The organism is Streptomyces sp. R-07 (genome assembly GCF_049913175.1).
Classification (GTDB): domain Bacteria; phylum Actinomycetota; class Actinomycetes; order Streptomycetales; family Streptomycetaceae; genus Streptomyces.
On record NZ_CP183978.1, the window covers coordinates 5,254,649 to 5,274,405 of the forward strand.

General features: G+C 74.8%; 11 protein-coding genes. 9 read left to right on the top strand and 2 right to left on the bottom strand.

All coding sequences use genetic code 11. The annotated features are described in order from the left end of the window. Window positions 1-108: 108 nt before the first annotated feature. The 5 genes from ACN9M0_RS24210 (at window position 109) to moeZ (ending at window position 6,712) form a co-directional block, all read left to right on the top strand. Window positions 109-1,773 carry a glycosyltransferase gene (locus ACN9M0_RS24210; RefSeq protein WP_366041962.1) on the top strand — a complete coding sequence of 555 codons (1,665 nt, stop codon included), beginning with the start codon at window positions 109-111 and terminating at the stop codon, window positions 1,771-1,773. A gap of 13 nt (window positions 1,774-1,786) precedes the next feature. Continuing rightward, on the top strand, window positions 1,787-3,634 hold the full coding sequence (locus ACN9M0_RS24215; RefSeq protein WP_426404185.1) for a hypothetical protein: 1,848 nt from the start codon (window positions 1,787-1,789) through the stop codon (window positions 3,632-3,634). Between the two features lie 130 nt (window positions 3,635-3,764). Beyond that, entirely contained in the window at window positions 3,765-4,736 is a 972-nt protein-coding gene (locus ACN9M0_RS24220; RefSeq protein ID WP_366041960.1) for an NAD-dependent epimerase/dehydratase family protein, read from the top strand. Then, the gene (locus tag ACN9M0_RS24225; protein ID WP_366041959.1) at window positions 4,724-5,470 is read left to right on the top strand and encodes a spherulation-specific family 4 protein; all 747 of its coding nucleotides are present in this window, start codon (window positions 4,724-4,726) and stop codon (window positions 5,468-5,470) included. Before ACN9M0_RS24220 ends, ACN9M0_RS24225 begins: the two co-directional genes overlap by 13 nt. Before the next feature lie 63 nt (window positions 5,471-5,533). Further along, window positions 5,534-6,712, top strand: coding sequence for an adenylyltransferase/sulfurtransferase MoeZ (gene moeZ, locus ACN9M0_RS24230; protein ID WP_366041957.1), 1,179 nt, complete (start codon window positions 5,534-5,536; stop codon window positions 6,710-6,712). A gap of 64 nt (window positions 6,713-6,776) precedes the next feature. Here the strand turns inward: moeZ and ACN9M0_RS24235 are convergent, their stop codons facing one another. Together ACN9M0_RS24235 and ACN9M0_RS24240 are read right to left on the bottom strand one after the other, a co-directional pair. Next, a complete protein-coding gene (locus tag ACN9M0_RS24235; RefSeq protein WP_426404186.1) occupies window positions 6,777-8,342 on the bottom strand; it encodes an alpha/beta hydrolase in 1,566 nt (521 codons plus the stop codon). Between the two features lie 118 nt (window positions 8,343-8,460). After that, window positions 8,461-11,097 carry a lysylphosphatidylglycerol synthase domain-containing protein gene (locus tag ACN9M0_RS24240; RefSeq protein ID WP_426404187.1) on the bottom strand — a complete coding sequence of 879 codons (2,637 nt, stop codon included), beginning with the start codon at window positions 11,095-11,097 and terminating at the stop codon, window positions 8,461-8,463. A gap of 162 nt (window positions 11,098-11,259) precedes the next feature. On the opposite strand from ACN9M0_RS24240, the gene ACN9M0_RS24245 reads away from it, so the two are divergent. From ACN9M0_RS24245 to ACN9M0_RS24260, 4 genes are all read left to right on the top strand, one after another. Continuing rightward, on the top strand, window positions 11,260-11,646 hold the full coding sequence (locus ACN9M0_RS24245) for an MGMT family protein (protein ID WP_366041953.1): 387 nt from the start codon (window positions 11,260-11,262) through the stop codon (window positions 11,644-11,646). Between the two features lie 176 nt (window positions 11,647-11,822). Then, window positions 11,823-15,266 (top strand): ATP-dependent helicase, encoded by a 3,444-nt coding sequence (locus tag ACN9M0_RS24250; RefSeq protein WP_426404188.1) that lies wholly within the window; start codon window positions 11,823-11,825, stop codon window positions 15,264-15,266. 92 nt (window positions 15,267-15,358) lie between these two features. After that, window positions 15,359-16,177 (top strand): hypothetical protein, encoded by an 819-nt coding sequence (locus ACN9M0_RS24255; protein ID WP_426404189.1) that lies wholly within the window; start codon window positions 15,359-15,361, stop codon window positions 16,175-16,177. Window positions 16,178-16,272: 95 nt separating this feature from the next. Beyond that, complete coding sequence (locus tag ACN9M0_RS24260; RefSeq protein WP_426404190.1) at window positions 16,273-19,749, top strand: UvrD-helicase domain-containing protein; 3,477 nt, start codon at window positions 16,273-16,275, stop codon at window positions 19,747-19,749. Window positions 19,750-19,757 lie beyond the last annotated feature (8 nt).

A 19,757-nucleotide genomic window follows, 5' to 3' on the forward strand; every position in this document is an offset into this window, starting at 1 on the left:
GCGACGGACAACCGTCCGTCGCACCACCGGTGTCTCCGCTTACGTTCTTCCCGCTGCGAGTCACCGGACCAACGGTGGCCGTCGTCAAGGGAGATCGGGGGTGCACGCGTGCGGATCGGACTGCTCACGGAGGGTGGCTACCCGTACGCCACCGGTGAGTCCGGACGCTGGTGCGAACGGCTCGTACGCGGGCTCGGACAGCACCAGTTCGACCTCTACGCCCTCGGCGGGACCGGCACGACGCCGCCCCTCCCGCCGAACGCCCGCCTCGCCCGCACCGCCGACCTCGGCGGCCCCGACGCGGCCACCGCCCCCAAGGGCCTCCTCGGATGCACCGCGCTCGGCGAGCACCGCGCCTCCCGCCGGGCCTACGGACGCCACGAGCGGCGCCGCTTCATCGAGGCCTACCGCCGGCTCGCCACCGGACTCTGCGCCGAGGACGACGCGAGCGAGGGCGGCGACGAGACCTCCTTCGCCGGCGGGCTCTACGCCCTCGCCGAACTCGCCCGCGAACGCGGCGGACTGCCCGGCGCGCTCCGCTCCGACGACGCCGTCCGCGCTCTGGAGGCCGCCTGCCGCGCCCCCGGCGCACGCCAGGGCGCGGCCGCGGCCGGACTTCCCGACCACCTCGCCTTCGCCGAGCACCTGGAGCGGGCCCTGCGCCCCCTCTCCCTCGACTGGTACGAGGAGGAGGCGCTCGGCGCGGCCGACCTCTGCCACGCCGCCGCCGGAGGCACCACCGCCCTCCCCGGCCTGCTGGCCAAACGCTTCTTCGGCACTCCGCTGCTCGTCACCGAGTACGGCGTTCCGCTGCGCGCCCACTACCTCGCGGCGGCCGGCGCCGACCGCTCCGCCCCCCTGCGCGCCCTGCTCGCCGCCCTCCACGGCCGGCTCGCCGGCGAGATCTACCGACAGGCCGCCCTTCTCACCCCCGGCAACGCCCACGCCCGCCGCTGGCAGGAGAAGTGCGGCGCCGACCGGGCCCGCATCCGCACCGTCCACCCCGGCATGGCCGCCGACCGCTTCGCCGAGGTCGGCGAGGACGAGGAGAGCGGCGACCCCGCCACCCTGGTCTGGGTCGGCCGCGTCGAACCCGCCAAGGACCTCATCGGGCTCCTCCACGCCTTCGCCGAGATCCGGGCCCGGCAGCCCGACGCCCGGCTGCGGATCGTCGCCGTGCCCGTCCGCGAACCCGGCGGCGGCGCCTACCTCACGTACTGCAAGGGGCTCGCCGCGCAGCTCTTCCCCGACGAGGCCTCCGGGGCGCACGCCGTCGGCGAGAACCCCGTCACCTTCGAGGAGCTCGGCGGCCCGGAGGCGCCCACCCTGGAGGACACGTACGCCTCCGGCGCGCTCGTCGTCATGTCCAGCGTCGTCGAGGGCTTCCCCGCCAGCCTCGTCGAGGCGATGTTCTGCGCACGGGCCACCGTCTCCACCGACGTCGGCGCCGTCGTCGAGATCATCGGCGGCACCGGCCTCGTCGTCCCCCCGCGCAACCCCCGGGCGCTCGCCGACGCGTGCCTCGCGCTGCTCCGCGACCCCGAGCGCCGCCACCGGCTCGGCGCCGCGGCCCGCGCCCGCGCGCTCGAACTCTTCACGGTCGAACAGAACCTCGCCGCGTTCCGCGGCATCTACCTCGAACTCCTCTCCCACGCGCCGGTGCGCCACCGCCCCGGGGACGGCGTCCCCTTCGCCCACCCGGCCGAGGCCCATGTGCCGGGCAGCTGGGCGCACAAGGCCGTGACCGCGGGGACAGGAGCCCCCGATGCCTGAAGGAGGCACCCCCATGCGCGGCTCCGCCGCCCCGACGAGCCCCGGAGCCTGGGACGCCCGCTCCGAAGCCCTCCTCGGCACCCCCGCCCTGACCGCCGACACCGCTGCCGGTACGGCTGACACACCTGCCCTGACCGCCGACACCGCTGCCGGTACGGCAGAAGCCCCCGCCCGTACGGCCGGCACTCCTCTCTCTACGGCCGGCGCCCCCGCCCGCACTCCTCTCTGTACGGCCGAAGCCCCCGCCCGCGCGACGGCCGGCACCCTCGACCTGCGCGCCGCCGCCCCCGACGGCCCCGTCGACGCCGCACCCTCCGGGATAGCCCCGGCCCCGGGGGAGGCCACCGATACGCCCCCTCGGCCCGGCACGGCCTGGGCCCCGCTCCCGGCGCCGGACGAGGTGGACCCGACGGAGCCGGCAGCCGTCGCGCCGGACCCGGCGGGACCCGAGGACCGCGCCCGACCGGGCGCCGACGGCACCGCGCCCCGCCCGGCCCCGGCCGGGCCGGCGGACGGCACGGCCGGGGCCGCGCCGGGCACGGACGGCGCCGGGCACCGGGCCGTAGCGGCCGGGCCCGGCTCGGACGGTACGCCGGAAGCGACCGCTGCACTGCCACCGGAGCCCGGTCCCGACCGGCAGCCCACCGACCGCGGCGACGCCCCGGTGCGGGGTGCCGCGTGGAGGGCGGAGCCGGCCGCGGCATCGGCGCCCGGCTCGGCATCGGCGCCCGGCTCGGCACCGGCGCCCGGCTCGGCACCGGCGCCCGGCTCGGCACCGGCGCCCGGCTCGGCATCGGCGCCCGGCGCCGCCCCGCGGCCCCGCCGCGGGAACGCCGACCCCGTCAAGGTGCTCATGCACCGGCACCGCGAGCTCTGCGAGCGGGCCGTCGACCCGCTGGAGATCGCCGCCGGCCTCGAAGCGCAGGGGTTCACCGACCGGACCGCCGCACGGTTCCGGCACCGGGACGTGTTCTCGCTCGCCGAGGAGCTGTACGCGCGCGTGCCGCGCGGACAGGGCGGGCCCGCGCCCGCCGCGCAGCCGGAGCGGGCACGGGCGCCCTGGGCGCTCGCCGCGCTCGCCGCGCTCGCCCCCGGCGGGGTCGCCGGGCTCGCGGGCCTCGGACTCACCTTCAGCTACGGGCCCGTCCGGCTCGCCGTCGGCGCCGCCGGGGCACTCGCCCTCGGCGCGGCACTGCTGCTCGCCGTCCGACGCGGCCCCTTCCGCGCCCCCGAAGGAGGGACCGTTCCCGCCGCCCGGCTCTGGACCCTCTGGCTCCTGGCGTACGCGGTCGGCGGCGACGGACTCCTGGAGCAGGTCCTCAGCGGCGGCCCCGACGGGCCCTGGGAGCTCGCCCCCGCCCCCCTCCTGGGCCTCGCCCTCGCCGTCGCCCCCGCCGCCTGGGGCGCCCACCTCTTCGCGAGCCGGGCCCGCCGCCGGATCGCCGACAGCCGCGGCCTCGCCGACTTCGCCGCCGCCACCCGGCCGCTGCTCCTCGGCACCGTGACCCTCCAGCTCCTCGCCCTCGCCGGACTGCTCGCCCTCACCGGCTTCAGTCCCGGGGCCCTCGCCCTCGGCGCCCTCCTGCTGTTCGCCCGGCTCCTCACCGTCCACGGCTTCCCCGAGACGGCCGCCGCCGCTCTCGCCGCCGCCTGTGCCGCCGAGGCCCTCGCCCTCGCGAGCGTCCTCGCCGCCCGCGTCCCCGTCCCCGGCTTCGACGCGCTCGCCGTCCCCGTGCGCGCCCTCGTCGACACCTGGGGCCCCGGGGCCGTACCCACCCTCGTCTGCGGCGCCGCCGCGCTCGGCCTCCTGGCCCACGCGACCGGCGCCCTCGCCCGGGCCTCCGCCCACGCCACTCCGTGAATCCCCCGCCCACCCGCGGAGCCGACGCCGCGGGCGCGCCCCGACACCTCTCTCATCACCCCGCAAGGAGACCGAAGACCATGACCCCTCAAACCCAAGGACCGGCCGGTCGGCACGTAGGGGCCGCACGATGAGGGTGCTACTGCTCGGAGCCAACGGCTTCATCGGCCGCTTCGTCGCCGACCGGCTGCTCGCCGACCCGGCCGTCCACCTCACCGCGCTCGGCCGGGGCGACGACGCCGACGTGCGCTTCGACCTCGCCTCCGGCAGCCCCGGCGCGCTGACCCGCTTCCTGGACGCCGTCCACCCCGGGGTCGTCGTCAACTGCGCCGGAGCCACCCGCGGCGGCGCGCGCGAGCTGACCCGGCACAACACCGTCGCCGTCGCCACCGTCTGCGAGGCCCTGCGCCGCAGCGGCTGCGGGGCCCGGCTCGTCCAGGTCGGCTGCGCCTCCGAGTACGGGCCGAGCCAGCCCGGCTCCTCCACGGCCGAGGACGCGATCCCGCGCCCCGGCGGCCCGTACGGCGTGTCCAAGCTCGCCGCGACCGAACTGGTCCTCGGCTCCGGGCTCGACGCCGTCGTGCTGCGCGTCTTCTCGCCGGTCGGTCCCGGCACGCCCGCCGGCTCCCCGCTCGGCCGCCTCGCCGAGGCGATGCGCCGCGCGATGCAGGCCGGGGACGGCGAGCTCAAGCTCAGCGGCCTCGGGGTGCAGCGGGACTTCGTGGACGTACGGGACGTGGCGCGGGCCGTCCACGCGGCCTCCCTCTCCGCCGCCCAGGGCGTCGTGAACATCGGCACCGGCCGCGCCGTCCGGCTCCGGGACGCGGCCGCCGTCCTCGCCCGGGTGGCTGGCTACGCCGGCAACCTGCACGAGCTGGACGCCCCGCACGGCATCCCGCAGCGCCCGATGATCGGCGCCCCCCGCACGGAGGGGACCATCGCCGACCAGCTGGCCTCCGCCCCGTACCCGTACCCCGACGGCTGCGGACCCTGGCAGCAGGCCGACGTCCGCACCGCCCGCGACCGGCTCGGCTGGCGGCCCCGGATCAACCTGGAGGAGTCCCTCGCCGACATCTGGATGGAGGCGGCGTGTCGCATCTGACGACGTCCACGGCCACCGGGGCCGTCCAGGCACTGGGCTTCGGCGTCCCCGGCTACGCGCATCCGCTGCTCGCCCCCGTCGAGTGGGCCGAGCTGACCCGCCCCGGGACCCCGCTGCACTGGGCGGTGCTCAACGTGGCGGAGGGCCCCGGCAGCCGCCCCGACCCGCACTGCCTGGAGGCGGCCGGGAAGCTGCGGAACGCCGGGGTCAGGGTCCTCGGGCACCTGGACCTCGCGTACGGCTCGCGGCCCTTCGGAGAGCTCGTCTCGGACGCCCACCGCTTCCTCGACTGGTACAAGGTCGGCGGCTTCTACCTGGACCGGGCCCCCGCCGACCGGGCGGACCTGGCCGGGACGCGGCGGCTCACCGCGACCCTGGAGGCCGTGCTCGGCGGCGAGGCCCACCTCGTCCTCGGCCACGGCACCCACCCGCACCCGGGGTACGCCGAGGCAGCCGACCAGCTGGTGACCTTCGCCGGCTCGTGGGTGGACTACCGCTGGTCGCAGGTGGCGGAGTGGACCGCCGAGTACACGGAGGCCAAGTTCGTCCACCTCGTCCACGGCGTCCCGCGCACCCACCTGGACGAGGCGCTGCGGATCGCCCGCTGGCAGGGGGCGGGGACGATCTTCTTCACGGACCGTCCCGGCCGCCCGGGACAAAGCGACCAATTCCACACGCTGCCCGGCTACTGGGACGAAATCGTCTCGCGGATCGGACCGGGTGTCTCGGAATGAGAAGGGGCGTGGCAGTGTTACGGGGAGAACAACCGTACTGACATACCGACCACCGGAGTCCCCGTGTCGCTGCCACCCCTGGTCGAGCCGGCTGCCGAGCTCACCGTAGACGAGGTCCGCAGGTACTCCCGCCACCTGATCATCCCGGACGTCGGGATGGACGGGCAGAAGCGGCTGAAGAACGCGAAGGTGCTGTGTGTCGGCGCCGGCGGCCTCGGCTCGCCGGCGCTGATGTACCTGGCCGCCGCCGGCGTGGGCACGCTCGGCATCGTGGAGTTCGACGAGGTCGACGAGTCGAACCTCCAGCGCCAGATCATCCACAGCCAGGCCGACATCGGCCGCTCCAAGGCCGCGTCGGCGCGCGACAGCGTGCTCGGCATCAACCCGTACGTGAACGTGATCCTTCACGAGGAGCGGCTCGAGGCCGACAACGTGATGGACATCTTCAGCCAGTACGACCTGATCGTCGACGGCACCGACAACTTCGCCACGCGCTACCTGGTGAACGACGCCTGCGTGCTGCTCAACAAGCCGTACGTGTGGGGTTCGATCTACCGCTTCGACGGCCAGGCCTCCGTGTTCTGGTCCGAGTACGGCCCCTGCTACCGCTGCCTCTACCCGGAGCCCCCGCCGCCGGGCATGGTCCCGTCCTGCGCCGAGGGCGGCGTCCTGGGCGTGCTGTGCGCGTCCATCGGCTCCATCCAGGTCACCGAGGCCATCAAGGTCCTGGCCGGCGTGGGCGACCCGCTGGTCGGCCGCCTGATGATCTACGACGCCCTGGAGATGCAGTACCGCCAGGTCAAGGTCCGCAAGGACCCGAACTGCGCGGTCTGCGGCGAGAACCCGACCGTCACCGAGCTCATCGACTACGAGGCCTTCTGCGGCGTCGTGTCCGAGGAGGCCCAGGAGGCGGCGCTCGGCTCGACGATCACTCCCAAGCAGCTCAAGGAGTGGATCGACGCGGACGAGAAGATCGACATCATCGACGTCCGCGAGCCGAACGAGTACGAGATCGTCTCGATCCCGGGCGCGCGTCTGATCCCGAAGAACGAGTTCCTGATGGGCAGCGCCCTCCAGGACCTCCCGCAGGACAAGCGGATCGTCCTGCACTGCAAGACGGGTGTCCGCAGTGCGGAAGTCCTCGCGGTGCTCAAGTCCGCGGGCTTCGCGGACGCGGTCCACGTCGGCGGCGGCGTGATCGGCTGGGTCCACCAGATCGAGCCCGAGAAGCCGGTCTACTAAGAGCGGTGCGCGGAAGGCCCCGGACCTGTCTCCTCAGGTCCGGGGCCTTCCGCATGCCCGCCGGCTACTTGCAGACCGTGCCCGAGGCCGGGACCCTGCCGTCCAGGAGGTACGCGTCCACCGCCTTCTTCACGCACTTGCTGCCGCTGTTGTAGGCGCCGTGGCCCTCGCCCTCGTACGTCAGCTCCACGCCGACGCCCTTGCCGAGCGCGTCCACCATGGCCCGGGCGCCCTCGTACGGCGTGGCCGGGTCGCCGGTGTTCCCGACGACGAGGATCGGGGCCGAGCCCGGCGCCGAGACGTCCGGGTGCTCCCAGACCCCGGGCACCGGCCACTGCGCGCAGCTCGACAGCGCCCAGCCCATGAAGTCGCCGAAGACGGGGGAGGCCTCGCGGAACTGGGGGAGCCGCTCCTTCGCCTGCCCGAGGGTGTAGCGCTCCTTGAAGTCCACGCAGTTGATCGCGGCGTTCGCGGCCTGGATGTTGCTGTAGGAGCCGTTCTCGCCGCGCCCGTTCATCGAGTCGGACAGCGAGAGGAGCAGCCCCCCGTCGCCGCCGTCGGCCGCGTCGAGCCCCTGCTCCAGATACGGCCAGAACTCCTTCGAGTACAGGGCCTGCGCGATGCCGTTGGTGGCCTGCGTCTGGGTCAGTTTGCGGTCGCCGATGCCGGGGATCGGCTCCTTGTCGAGGGCCGCGAGGAGGTTGGTGATCCCCGACTCGATCTCCGAGACGGTGGTGCCGGGCAGGGTGCACTCCTCGCCGCGTTCCACACAGTCCTGGGCGAAGTTGTCGAGGGCCAGCTGGAAGCCCTTCGCCTGGCCGAGGGCGCCGTCCTCGACGCCCGCGTCCGGGTCGACGACCCCGTCGAAGACGGCCCGGCCCACGTTCTCGGGGAACATGTGGGCGTAGACGCCGCCGAGTTCCGTGCCGTACGAGATGCCGAAGTAGTGCAGCTTCTCGTCGCCGAGGACCTGGCGCATCAGGTCCATGTCCCGGGCCGCGTTCTCGGTGCCGACGTGCGGCAGGGCAGAGCCCGCGTCCCGCTCGCAGCCCTTCGCGTACCGCTTCTGCGCGTCCGACAGCGCCCGCTCCTCCGCGGTGTCGTCGGGCGTGAAGTCCAGGGCGTAGTAGGCGTCGAGCTCCTTGTCGGTGGCGCACTCGACCGGGTCGCTGCGGCCCACCCCCCGCGGGTCGAAGGAGACCAGGTCGTAGCGGGCGCGCAGGGTCTCGTAGTCGGTGGCGAAACCGGGCAGGGCGGTGACGCCGGAGCCGCCGGGGCCGCCGAAGTTGAAGACGAGCGAGCCGATCCGGCGGGCGCTGTCCTTGGCCTTGGCCCGGATGAGGGCGAGCTCGATGGTCTGGCCCTCCGGCACCGACCAGTCCAGCGGCGCCTGGAGGAAGGAGCACTCCCAGGCGACGCCCCCGGGGAGGGGGGAGGGCGCGGCCCCGCCGCCCTCGGCGGCGGACGGCGCCGGACACGGAGCCCAGGACAGCTTCTGCGCCGTCAGCCCGGCCGAGCCGGTCGGCTTCACCGGGTCCGCCGCCTCGTCTCCCCCGTCCGAGCACCCGGCGGCGAGCAGCACGGTGGTGGCGGTCAGCAGAGCGGCGCGCTGGGCGGCGGAGATCGGCATAGGCCCATCGTGGGCCGCCGTCCCCGCCCCCGCGCGGGACGGAGGTCCAAAGGGGTGGCCGGCTCGGGCCTCTCGCGTGGGAGGCCCCGCGAGCCCGGCACGATCCGGAAGACAGGCCCTACAGGGCTTCCCGTCTGGTCAGCCAGTTGAAGCAGAGCCAGCCCGGCAGGACCGGGATCCACAGGGTGAGCAGGCGGTACAGCAGCACCGCCGGGGTGGCGACCTCCAGCGGCAGGCCGCCGACGGTGACCAGGCCGAAGGTGAGCGCGCCCTCGACCGCGCCGACACCGCCCGGGGTGGGCGCCGCCGAACCGAGCGCGTTGCCCGCGAGGAAGACGACGGCCACGGTCGCGTAGCTGATCGTCTGGTTCCCGTGGCTGAACGCCCGGATCGAGGCGTCCAGACAGAGGACGAACATGATGGTCAGGAGCAGCATCCCGCCGATGCCCGTCGCCAGCTTCATGGGCCGCTGGAGCACGTCCAGCATGCGCGGCACCACACCGGCGAAGAGCGAGCGCAGCCGCGTCGACACGAACTTGCGCATGAACGGGATCGCCGTCACCACCAGGACGAGCACCGCGACCGTCAGGAGTCCGGCGATGACCGTCCTCGACGGGGTGAAGGACTGCGACTTCTCCGTGCCCGTCAGATAGCCGAAGGACAGCAGGAGCAGGATGTGCGCCCCGAGCCCGAACAGCTGCGAGGCGCCGACGCTCGCCACCGCGAGCCCCGGGCGTACGCCCGCGCGCTGGAGGAAGCGGGTGTTGAGGGCGACACCGCCGACCGCCGCCGGGGCGACGATCTTCACGAAGGAGCCGGCGACCTGCGCCACCACCGTCCGCCAGAAGCCGACCCGCTCGGGCACGAAGCCGAGCAGGCTCATCGCCGCCGCCACATAGCTGACCGCCGAGAACAGCACGGCGGCCGCCACCCAGCGCCAGTCCGCCTCGCTGATCGTCGACAGCGGCGTCCGGGCGATCTGCGAGAGCAGGAAGTACGCGGCGACCGCGCCCGCGATCAGACTGACCAGGGTCCTCGGCTTGATCCGCTCCAGACGGACCGGCTCGACCGGTGCCTGCGGGCGGATCAGCAGCACCTGCTGCCGGATCTGGGCCAGCAGATCCTCCTCGCGGGCCTCGTCGAGAGCGGTGTCGAGCGCCCGCTTCTCGGCCTTCTTGTCCGCCTTCTTCTCGGCCTTCGTCTCCGTCCGTACGCCCTCGTGGGCCGCCGCCTTCGCGCGCTCCCGCTCGTGCTTGGCGGCCTCGGAGGCCGCGAGCACGGCCTCCCGCTCCCGCGCGGACCGCTCCCGCGCCAGCTTCCGCAGCGTCGCGCGCGTGGAGCGGCTCAGTGCGATGGGCTGGAGCAGCGGCAGACAGTCGGCGACGGTGTCCGGGCCGAGCACCTCGACGGCCGCGGCGACCGCCCGCTCCGCCCCGACCCGCAGACCGAGGGTGGTGAGCAGCTGGGCGATGTCCATCCGCAGGACCAGATCGCCGGCCGCGATCTCGCCGCCCCGCAGGTCGGTGAGGATCACCTTGCCGGAACGATCCACCAGGATCGCGTCCCCGGCGAGCCGACGGTGCGCGATCCGGCGCGACTGGAGCGCCCGGACCTGCCGCCAGGCGCTGCGGACCAGGTCGTCGGTGATCTCGGCGTCGTCGAGCGAGTCCAGGCTCCGGCCGCCGACGTGCTCGTACACGAGCATCACGGCGTCCGGGCCGAGCTCCGAGGTGGCGATCAGCTTCGGCGCGTTCGCCCCGGCGGCGATCGCCGCGTACGCGAGCAGCGCCTCCTGCTCCAGGGCCTGGCGCAGCGAGACGATGGAACGGCGGGTGGTGATCGTCCGCAGGGTGATCCGCCGCCAGGCGCGGTAGAAGAAGCCGTGCGCCTGCTGCTCCCGGTCGACGACGGTGACGTCGAGCGGCGGCCCGTCCTCCAGGGTCACGATGTAGCGGCGGCCCCGGTCCCCGCTGTCCACCGCGTCGGGCACGCCCTCGGCGCGCAGCGCGGTCACGGGCCGGAAGCCGACCCGGCGCAGGCCGGCGAGGAGGTTCTGCCCGGTGGGCCGGACGTTCGGCGAGCCGACGGCGTACAGCGTGCCGTACGCCACCGTCCAGCCGATCAGTACGGTCAGGATGATCGAGAGGGCGGTGGTGTAGCCGGCCACCAGCATCGTGAACGCGTCGAGCAGCAGCACCACCCAGAGCGACACCCGCCAGCGGGGCCTGCGGGCCATGCCGACGGCGGTCATGTACGCGATGACCGGCGCGAGGTAGTTGTGCACCGGGTCGGTGAGCCCGCCGCCGGACTGCGGCTGGGTCAGCGCGTCCTGGATCGTGCCGGGCGCGGCCTGGGCGACCCAGAGGTCGGTGGCGAGGGTGACGCCGTGGGCGAGGACGGCGGCCAGGACGCCGTCCGCGATGCGCAGCCCGTCGCGTTTGATCAGCCGTTCGATGGCGAAGGCGACCGGCACGAGCAGTACGGCGATGGACGAGACGAGACCGGCGATCTTGACGAAGACGTCAGGGGCGCCGACCGCGCCCTTGTTGATGTCCTCCTCCAGGCCCGAGGTCGTGCCGTGGGCGAACGCGGCGATGGCGATGACGAGTCCGATGGCGAGCAGGCCGACGAGCAGCCGCATCAGGTCGGAGGGCCGGTGGACGCGGGCGGCGAGCAGCGGCTCGTCACCGGAGACCCGCTCGGGCAGCTCGGGCTGAGCCCCCCCGGGAGGCTGCGTGTCCTGCCCCATCACCATGTCCGTCTCTGCCTGTGCGTCTTGTCGATCACATTCTGGTTCTCGTACGTGTTCTTGTACTTGTCGCTCTTGATCTCGTATCACCAGTCACCGCCCGCACGATGGTGGCACGAAGAGCTGCCGTGCGGAGGCATCAGGGCCATGTCGGTGGGGTGAGGCAGGATGGGGCGGATGAGCATGGAGGAGCCCGTGGGGGAGACCGGAGAACTGCCCGAGTACGCGGAGCGGGTGCTCGACGTCGCCGACGCGATTCCTCCGGGCCGTGTGATGACCTACGGCGACGTCGCCGAGTGGCTGGGCGAGGGAGGGCCGCGTCAGGTCGGCCGGGTCATGGCACTGTACGGCGGGACGGCCCCCTGGTGGCGAGTGGTCCGCGCCGACGGCACGCTGCTGCCCGGCCACGAGCTGCGGGCCCTGGGCCACTACCGCGAGGAGGGCACCCCGCTGCGCGCGGCGGGCCAGGCGGCCGAGGGACACGTGCCGAAGATCGACATGCGGCGGGCCCGCTGGGACGGCGGTACGGGCGAGGGTGCCGGAACTCACACCTGAGGGCGCCCGCCCGGCCGGCCCGGCCGGGACGGACCCGCAGGGGTGGACGGGGCAGTGAGTACGGCTCGTCGGCGGCCCGCTTCGCGTAACGTCGACGTTCGCGTCTCCCGAGGCGGCGGCCACGGCACACAGCCGCCTCACCCGCACCACCACACCCACCAGGACCGGCGATCCACGTGAGCTCCTCCTCCACCACCCGGCGTACGCCGCCGCACCAGGGACAGCCGTACCCGGGTCCGGGACGGCAGCGGACCCCGGGCGCGTACCGACTGGTGCGCACCACGCCGGCCCCCCTGGATCCCCCTCAGCTGGACGCAGCGCAGCGGGAAGTGGTTGACCACACCGGCGGACCTCTCCTCGTCCTCGCCGGACCGGGCACCGGCAAGACGACCACCCTCGTCGAGGCGGTCGCCGCCCGCATGGAGAAGGGCGCCGACCCCGAACGCCTCCTCGTCCTCACCTTCAGCCGCAAGGCCGCCGTCGAACTCCGCGACCGCATGGCCGCCCGGCTCGGCGGCCGTCGCCCGCCGCAGGCGACGACCTTCCACTCGTACTGCTACGCCCTGATCCGCGCCCACCAGGACGCCGAACTCTTCGCCGAACCGCTGCGGCTGCTCTCCGGCCCCGAGCAGGACCTCGCCGTCCGCGAGCTGCTCGCCGGCCAGATCGACCTGGAGAAGGCGGGCCTCGGCCGCGTCGGCTGGCCCGACGAACTGCGCGCCTGCCTAACCACCCGCGGTTTCGCCGACGAGGTACGGGCCGTCCTCGCGCGCTCCCGCGAGCTGGGCCTCGGACCGGACGCGCTGGCCCGCTTCGCGGACCGGGTCGGCCGCCCGGACTGGAAGGCGGCCGCCGGCTTCCTCGCCGAGTACCTCGACGTCCTCGACCTCCAGGGCGTCCTCGACTACACCGAGCTCGTCCACCGGGCCGTACCGCTCGCCCGGGACACCCGCCTGCCCGCGTACGACGCGATCTACGTCGACGAGTACCAGGACACCGACCCGGCACAGGTCCGGCTCCTGCACGCGCTCGCGGGCGGCGGGCGGAGCACGGTCGTCGCCTTCGGCGACCCGGACCAGTCCATCTACGCCTTCCGCGGCGCCGACGTGAACGGCATCCTCGACTTCCCGTCCGCCTTCGGCGGCGCGGACGTCCGCGTCCTGCGCACCGCGCGCCGCTCCGGAGCCGCCCTGCTCGGCGCGACCCGGCTGCTCGCCCAGCGGATGCCGATGACCCGGCTCCCCGCCGACAAGGTCCGCGCGCACCGCGAGCTCGCCCCGGTACGGGACGGGGGCCGGGCGGAGGCGTACACGTACCCCACGGCCTCGGCGGAGGCCGAGAACATCGCCGACCTGCTGCGCCGCGCGCACCTGGAGGACGGCGTCCCCTGGCAGGACATGGCCGTCCTCACCCGCGCCGCCGCCTCCCTGCCCTCCCTCCGCCGCGCCCTCACCTCGGCGGGCGTCCCGGTGGAGACGGACGCGGCCGACACCCCCCTCCGCCACGAACCGGCGGTGGCCCCACTGCTGCTGGCGCTGCGGGCGGTGGCAACCGTTGCGGGCAGGCGTTCCGCCGCGTCGGACCCGGTTGTGGGCAACGAGCCCCAGGACGCCGCGCCAGCGCAGGACTCGGACCCGGTTGTGGGCAACGAGCCCGAGCCCCAGGACGCCGCGCCAGCGCAGGACGGCGAGCCCGGCGAGACCGCCCCCGGTGCGGCGGGCCATCCGGACGCACCCGCACCCGAGGCCTGGCTCCCCGTAGAGACCGCACTCGAACTGCTCGCGTCGCCGCTCGCGGGCGTGGACCCCGCCGACCTCCGGCGCCTCGGCCGCGCCCTCCGCGACGAGGAGCGCGCCGCAGGCAGCAAGGTCCCCCCGCCCTCCGACGTCCTGCTCGCCCGCGCCCTCGCCGAACCCGAGCGCCTCGTCGCGCACGACCCCGCGTACACCAGGGGCGCGCAGCGGCTCGGGCAGCTCCTCCAGGAGACCCGCACGCTGCTCACCGACGGCGGCACCGCCGAGGAGGCCCTCTGGGTGCTCTGGCAGGGCACCCCCTGGCCCGGCCGCCTGGAGCGCGCCGCCCTGCGCGGCGGCCCCGCCGGGCGCAACGCCGACCGCGACCTCGACGCCGTCTGCGCCCTCTTCGAGACCGCCGCCCGCGCCGAGGAGCGCGTCGGCGGCCGGGGCGTCCTCAACTTCCTCGAAGAGCTCGACGCCCAGGACATCGCCGCCGACACCCTCACCCGCCGGCACACCCGTCCCGACGCCGTCCGCCTCATGACGGCCCACCGTTCCAAGGGCCTGGAGTGGAGCTTCGTCGTCGTCGCCGGGGTGCAGGAGGGCCTCTGGCCGGACCTCCGCCGCCGGGGCTCCCTCCTCGAAGCCGACCGCATCGGACGTGACGGCCTCGCCGAACCCCTCACCCCCGGTGCCCTCCTCGCCGAGGAGCGCCGGCTCTTCTACGTGGCCGCCACGCGCGCGCGTGACCGGCTGGTCGTCACCGCCGTGAAGGCCGCCGCCGAGGACGGGGACCAGCCGTCCCGCTTCCTCACCGAGCTCGGCGCCGAGCCGAAGGACGTTCCGGGCCGCCCCCGCCGCCCGCTCGCCGTCTCCGCCCTGGTCGCCGAGCTCCGCGCCACCACGGTCGACCCGGAGGCCTCGCCCGCGCTCCGGGAGGCGGCCGCCGACCGGCTCGCCCAGCTCGCCGCGCTCACCGACGACGAGGGGCAGCCGCTGGTCCCGGCCGCGCACCCGGACCGCTGGTGGGGCCTGTTCGAGCCGACGCGCAGCCCGGCGCCGCTGCGGGAGCGCGACCGGCCCGTGGCGCTGTCACCGAGTGCCCTGGAGAACCTCGTCGGCACCTGCTCCCTCCAGTGGTTCCTGGGCCGCGAGGTCAAGGCGGCGGCTCCGGCCACGGCCGCCCAGGGCTTCGGGAACGTCGTCCACGTCCTCGCCGACGAGGTCGCCTCCGGGCGCACCCCGGCGGATCTCGACGTCCTCATGGCCCGGCTGGACTCCGTCTGGGACGCGCTCGCCTTCGACGCGCCCTGGAAGTCGGCGCAGGAGAAGCAGAACGCACGCGTGGCCCTCGAACGCTTCCTGAGCTGGCACGTCATGGACCGCGGCGGCCGCACCCCCGCCGCGTCCGAGCACGGCTTCGACGTGACGCTGGAGGCGGGGGAGTACGAGGTCCGGATCCGGGGCTCCATGGACCGCGTCGAGACCGACGAGCACGGGCGCGCGTACGTCGTCGACTTCAAGACCGGCAAGTCCGCCCCCACCCGCGACGAGGTGGCCCACCACCCGCAGCTCGCCGTCTACCAGCTCGCGGTGCGGGAGGGCGCCCTCGACGAGGTCTTCGGCGGCGACCGACCGGAGCCGGGCGGCGCCGAACTCGTACAGCTGCGGCAGGCCGCCCCGCAGAAGGAGGGCGGCGACGCCCTGCCCAAGGTCCAGGCGCAGGGGCCCCTGGCCGGGGAGTGGGTCGGCGAGCTGCTCGCCAGTGCGGCGGGCCGGGTCCTCGACGAGCGGTTCACCCCCAGCACCGGCCAGCACTGCACGACCTGCGCCTTCCGCGCCTCGTGCAGCGCCCAGCCGGAGGGCCGCCAGGTGGTCGACTGACCCCGCCCCTCCCTGCGGGGAACCGAAGTCGCGGGCACGCGCGCGGGGGGCGACCCTGGTGGACAGGGGTCCGGGAACGCGAGGAGGCTCGCATGGCGTCCCACCGAAAGCTCCGCGCCGCCGCCGTCGTCTGCACGGTCGTCGTCGTCGCGGGTCCCGCACCCGTCGCGGCCTGGGCGGCGACGGACCTTCCGGCCGCCGCGCCGGCGGTGTCGGCCCCGTCCCCCGCCCCGTCCCCCGACCCGTTCTCCGGTCTCACCGCCGACGAGATCGGCGAGCGGGCCGTGACCGCCACCCGGTCGGCGACGTCCCTGCGCATGACCGGCCGGGTCGTCAGCCAGGGGCAGCCGCTCGACATCGACTTCGCCGTCGACGACAGCGGCGAGTGCACCGGCCTGATGAAGATCAAGGGCGGCACCGCCGAACTGCGCCGGGTCGGCCACGTCACGTACCTGAAGGGCGACGAGGCCTTCTGGCGGGCCTCCATGGCCTCCCAGGGCATGCCGGAGGCGCAGATCGCGGTCACCCTCGAACTGATCAAGGGCCGCTGGCTGAAGATCGCCCCGGGGCAGGCGGGCAGCGAGGACCTCGGCGGCGTCTGCGACCTGAAGTCGCTCCTCGCCGACCTGGACAAGGACAAGGAGCAGCGCAGGGGACTGACCCGGGGGCCGGACGGCAAGGTCGACGGGACCCCCGTCGCGACCCTGGTGAAGAAGAAGGCGGGCGGCGAGACGGCCACCGTGTCCGTCTCCGAGCGGGGCAAGCCGTACATCCTGAAGATGGTCAAGAAGGGCGGCGACGAGCCCGGCGCGATGGTGCTCTCCGACTACGACAAGCCGGTCGTGGTGAAGGCCCCGCCGGCCGACGAGACGGTCGACCTCTCGAAGCTGGTCGGCGGCGCGCCCGCGTAGACCCGGGCACGACCAGGCCGGACACCCTCGGGTGACACCCCAGGTCAGAGGCGTACGGAGTCGGACTGTCGGTCGGCCCCGTTAGCCTCTTTGGGGTGACCGCACGCATCACCGACCCCGAGCAGCTCAAGGAGCTCCTCGGCATCCCCTTCACGCCGGAGCAGACGGCCTGCATCACCGCGCCGCTCGCCCCGCAGGTCGTCGTGGCCGGAGCCGGCTCCGGCAAGACGACCGTGATGGCCGCCCGGGTGGTCTGGCTGGTCGGCACGGGCCAGGTCGCCCCCGAGCAGGTCCTCGGTCTCACCTTCACCAACAAGGCGGCCGGCGAACTCGCCGAGCGCGTCCGCACCGCCCTCGTCCGCGCCGGCGTCACCGACCCCGACGTCGTCGACCCGGCCCACCCGTCGCCCGGCCACCACCCCTCAACGACGGCGGTACCCGCCGACCCCTATTACCTCCCGGGCGAGCCCCGCATCTCCACGTACCACGCCTTCGCCGGGCAGCTGCTGACCGACCACGGCCTCCGCATCGGTCTGGAGCCCACCTCCCGGCTCCTCGCCGACGCCACCCGCTACCAGCTCGCCGCGCGCGTGCTCCGCGAGGCCCCCGGCCCGTACCCGGCGCTCACCCGCTCCTTCCCGACCCTGATCACCGACCTGCTCGCCCTCGACGCCGAGCTCGCTGAGCACCTCGTGCCGCCCGAGCGGCTCCACGCGTACGACTCCGAGCTCCTCACCGCCCTCGCCGACGCCCGGCTCAGCAACGCCGAACTGCGCAAGATCCCCGAGGCCTCCGCCGCCCGCCGTGAACTCCTCGACCTCGTCGTCCGCTACCGCGCCGCCAAGCGCTCCCGCGACCTGCTCGACTTCGGCGACCAGATCGCCCGCTCCGCCGAGCTCGCCACCACCCGGCCCGAGGTCGGCGCGATCCTCCGCGAGGAGTTCCGGGTCGTCCTCCTCGACGAGTACCAGGACACCTCCGTCGCCCAGCGGCTGCTGCTCTCCGGACTCTTCGGCCAGGGCCCGTCCGGCGGGAGCACCGGGCACGCCGTGACCGCCGTCGGCGACCCCTGCCAGGCCATCTACGGCTGGCGCGGCGCCTCCGTCGCGAACCTGGACGACTTCCCCGAGCACTTCCCGCACCGGGACGGCACCCCCGCGAGCCGCTACTCCCTCTCCGAGAACCGGCGCAGCGGCGGCCGTCTCCTGAACCTCGCCAACGGGCTCGCCGCCCCCCTGCGCGCCATGCACGCGGGCGTGGAGGCGCTGCGGCCCGCACCCGGCGCCGAGGCCGACGGCAGCGTCCGCATCGCTCTCCTCCCCACCCACGCGGAGGAGATCGACTGGCTCGCCGACTCCCTCGCCCATCTCGTACGGACCGGCCGCGAGCCCGGCGAGATCGCCGTCCTGTGCCGTACCGCCACCGACTTCCCCGCCATCCACGCGGCCCTCGTCGCCCGAGACGTGCCCGTCGAGGTCGTCGGCCTCTCCGGCCTCCTCCACCTGCCCGAGATCGCTGACCTGGTCGCCGTCTGCGAGGTCCTCCAGGACCCGGGGGCCAACGCCGCCCTGGTCCGCCTCCTCACCGGCCCCCGCTGGCGCATCGGCCCCCGCGACCTCGCACTCCTCGGCCGCCGTGCCCGCCTGCTGGTCCACCGGGGCGGCGAGGACGCGGATCCCGAGCAGCGGCTCGCCGCCGCCGTCGAGGGCGTCGACCCGGCCGAGGTCGTCTCCCTCGCCGACGCGCTCGACACCTTCCTCGACTCCGGCGGCGCCGCCGACGACGGCCTGGCCTTCTCCGCCGAGGCCCGGGTCCGCTTCGCCCGCCTCGCCACCGAGCTGCGCGCCCTGCGCAGCTCGCTCGCCGACCCCCTCATGGACGTGCTGCACCGCGTCCTCGCCGCCACCGGCCTGGAGGTCGAGCTCTCCGCCTCCCCGCACGCGCTCGCGGCCCGCCGCCGCGAGACCCTCGGCCACTTCCTCGACATCGCCGCCGGCTTCGCCTCCCTCGACGGCGAGGCCAGCCTGCTCGCGTTCCTCGCCTTCCTGCGCACGGCCGTCCAGTTCGAGAAGGGCCTCGACAGCGCCCTGCCGGGCGGCGAGAACACCGTGAAGGTCCTCACCGCCCACAAGTCCAAGGGCCTCGAATGGGACGTCGTCGCCGTCCCCGGCCTGGTCACCGGCCAGTTCCCGAGCGCCCGGGCCCGCGAGTCGTGGACCTCGCAGCCCCAGGTGCTCCCGCACGCCCTGCGCGGCGACGCGGCCACCCTGCCGGGGATCGACACCTGGGACGCCAAGTCCCTCACGTCCTTCAAGAACGCGATGCGGGACCACCAGCACACCGAGGAGCTCCGCCTCGGCTACGTCACCTTCACCCGCCCCCGCTCCCTGCTCCTCGGCTCCGCCCACTGGTGGGGCCCGGCCCAGAAGAAGCCCCGCGGTCCCTCGGACTTCCTCCAGGCCCTCCACGACCACTGCGCGGCCGGCCACGGCGAGATCGAGGCGTGGGCGGAGGAACCGGAACCGGACGCGGAGAACCCGTCCCTGACGCCCTCGGACGGCGACCAGGCCTGGCCCCTGCCGCTGGACGGAGAGGCGCTGAAGCGTCGCCGGGCGGCGGCGGAAGCCGTCACGACCCGGTTGTGGGCAATCGATCCGCAGGGCGATGGGGGCACCGCCGGACGGAGTCCGGGGGAGGGTGGGCACAACCCCCCGAGCGCAGCACCCGACCTGACGGACCCGCACCCCGAGGACCCCTGGCCCGAAGAGGAGGAACCCGTCTGGGAAGAGGACGAGGAGACCCTCCCCGAAGACACCCACACGGACGCCGTCCCGGCCCCCCGCGAGGAGCGGCACCAGCTCACCCCCGAGGAGCTCCGGAGCATCGCCTCCTGGGACAGAGACCTCACCGCCCTCACCACCGAACTCCGCCGCGCCCGCGCGACCACCCGCGAGGTCCTCCTCCCCGCGTACCTCTCCGCCTCCCAGGTCCTGCGCCTCGCCGCCGACCCCGACGGCTTCGCGCAGGAGCTGGCCCGGCCGATGCCCAAGGCGCCGCAGCCCGCGGCCCGCCGGGGCACCCGCTTCCACGCGTGGGTGGAGTCCCGTTTCGAGGAACTCCCGCTGCCGTTCCTCGGCCCGGAGGAGCTGCCCGGCGGCGAGGACTTCGCGGGCGAGCCGGAGATCCTCGACGACCGGGACCTCGACGAGCTCAAGGAGGCCTTCGACCGCACCCCGTACGCCCGGCGCACCCCGTACCGCGTCGAGGTCCCCGTGCACCTCTCCCTCGCGGGCCGGGTCGTCCGGGGCAGGATCGACGCCGTCTACCGGGACCCGGAGTCCGGCGCGTACGAGATCGTCGACTGGAAGACCAGCCGGGACCGCACGGCCGATCCGCTCCAGCTCGCGATCTACCGGCTCGCCTGGGCCGAGCAGCACGGCCTCGCACCCGAGGAGGTGGCCGCCGCCTTCGTGTACGTCCGAACGGGTGAGATCGCCCGTCCCGCCCGCCTGCCGGGCCGTGCCGAGCTGGAGGCCCTCCTGCTGGGTGGGGCACCCCCGGACGCCGGATAGGCTCGGGG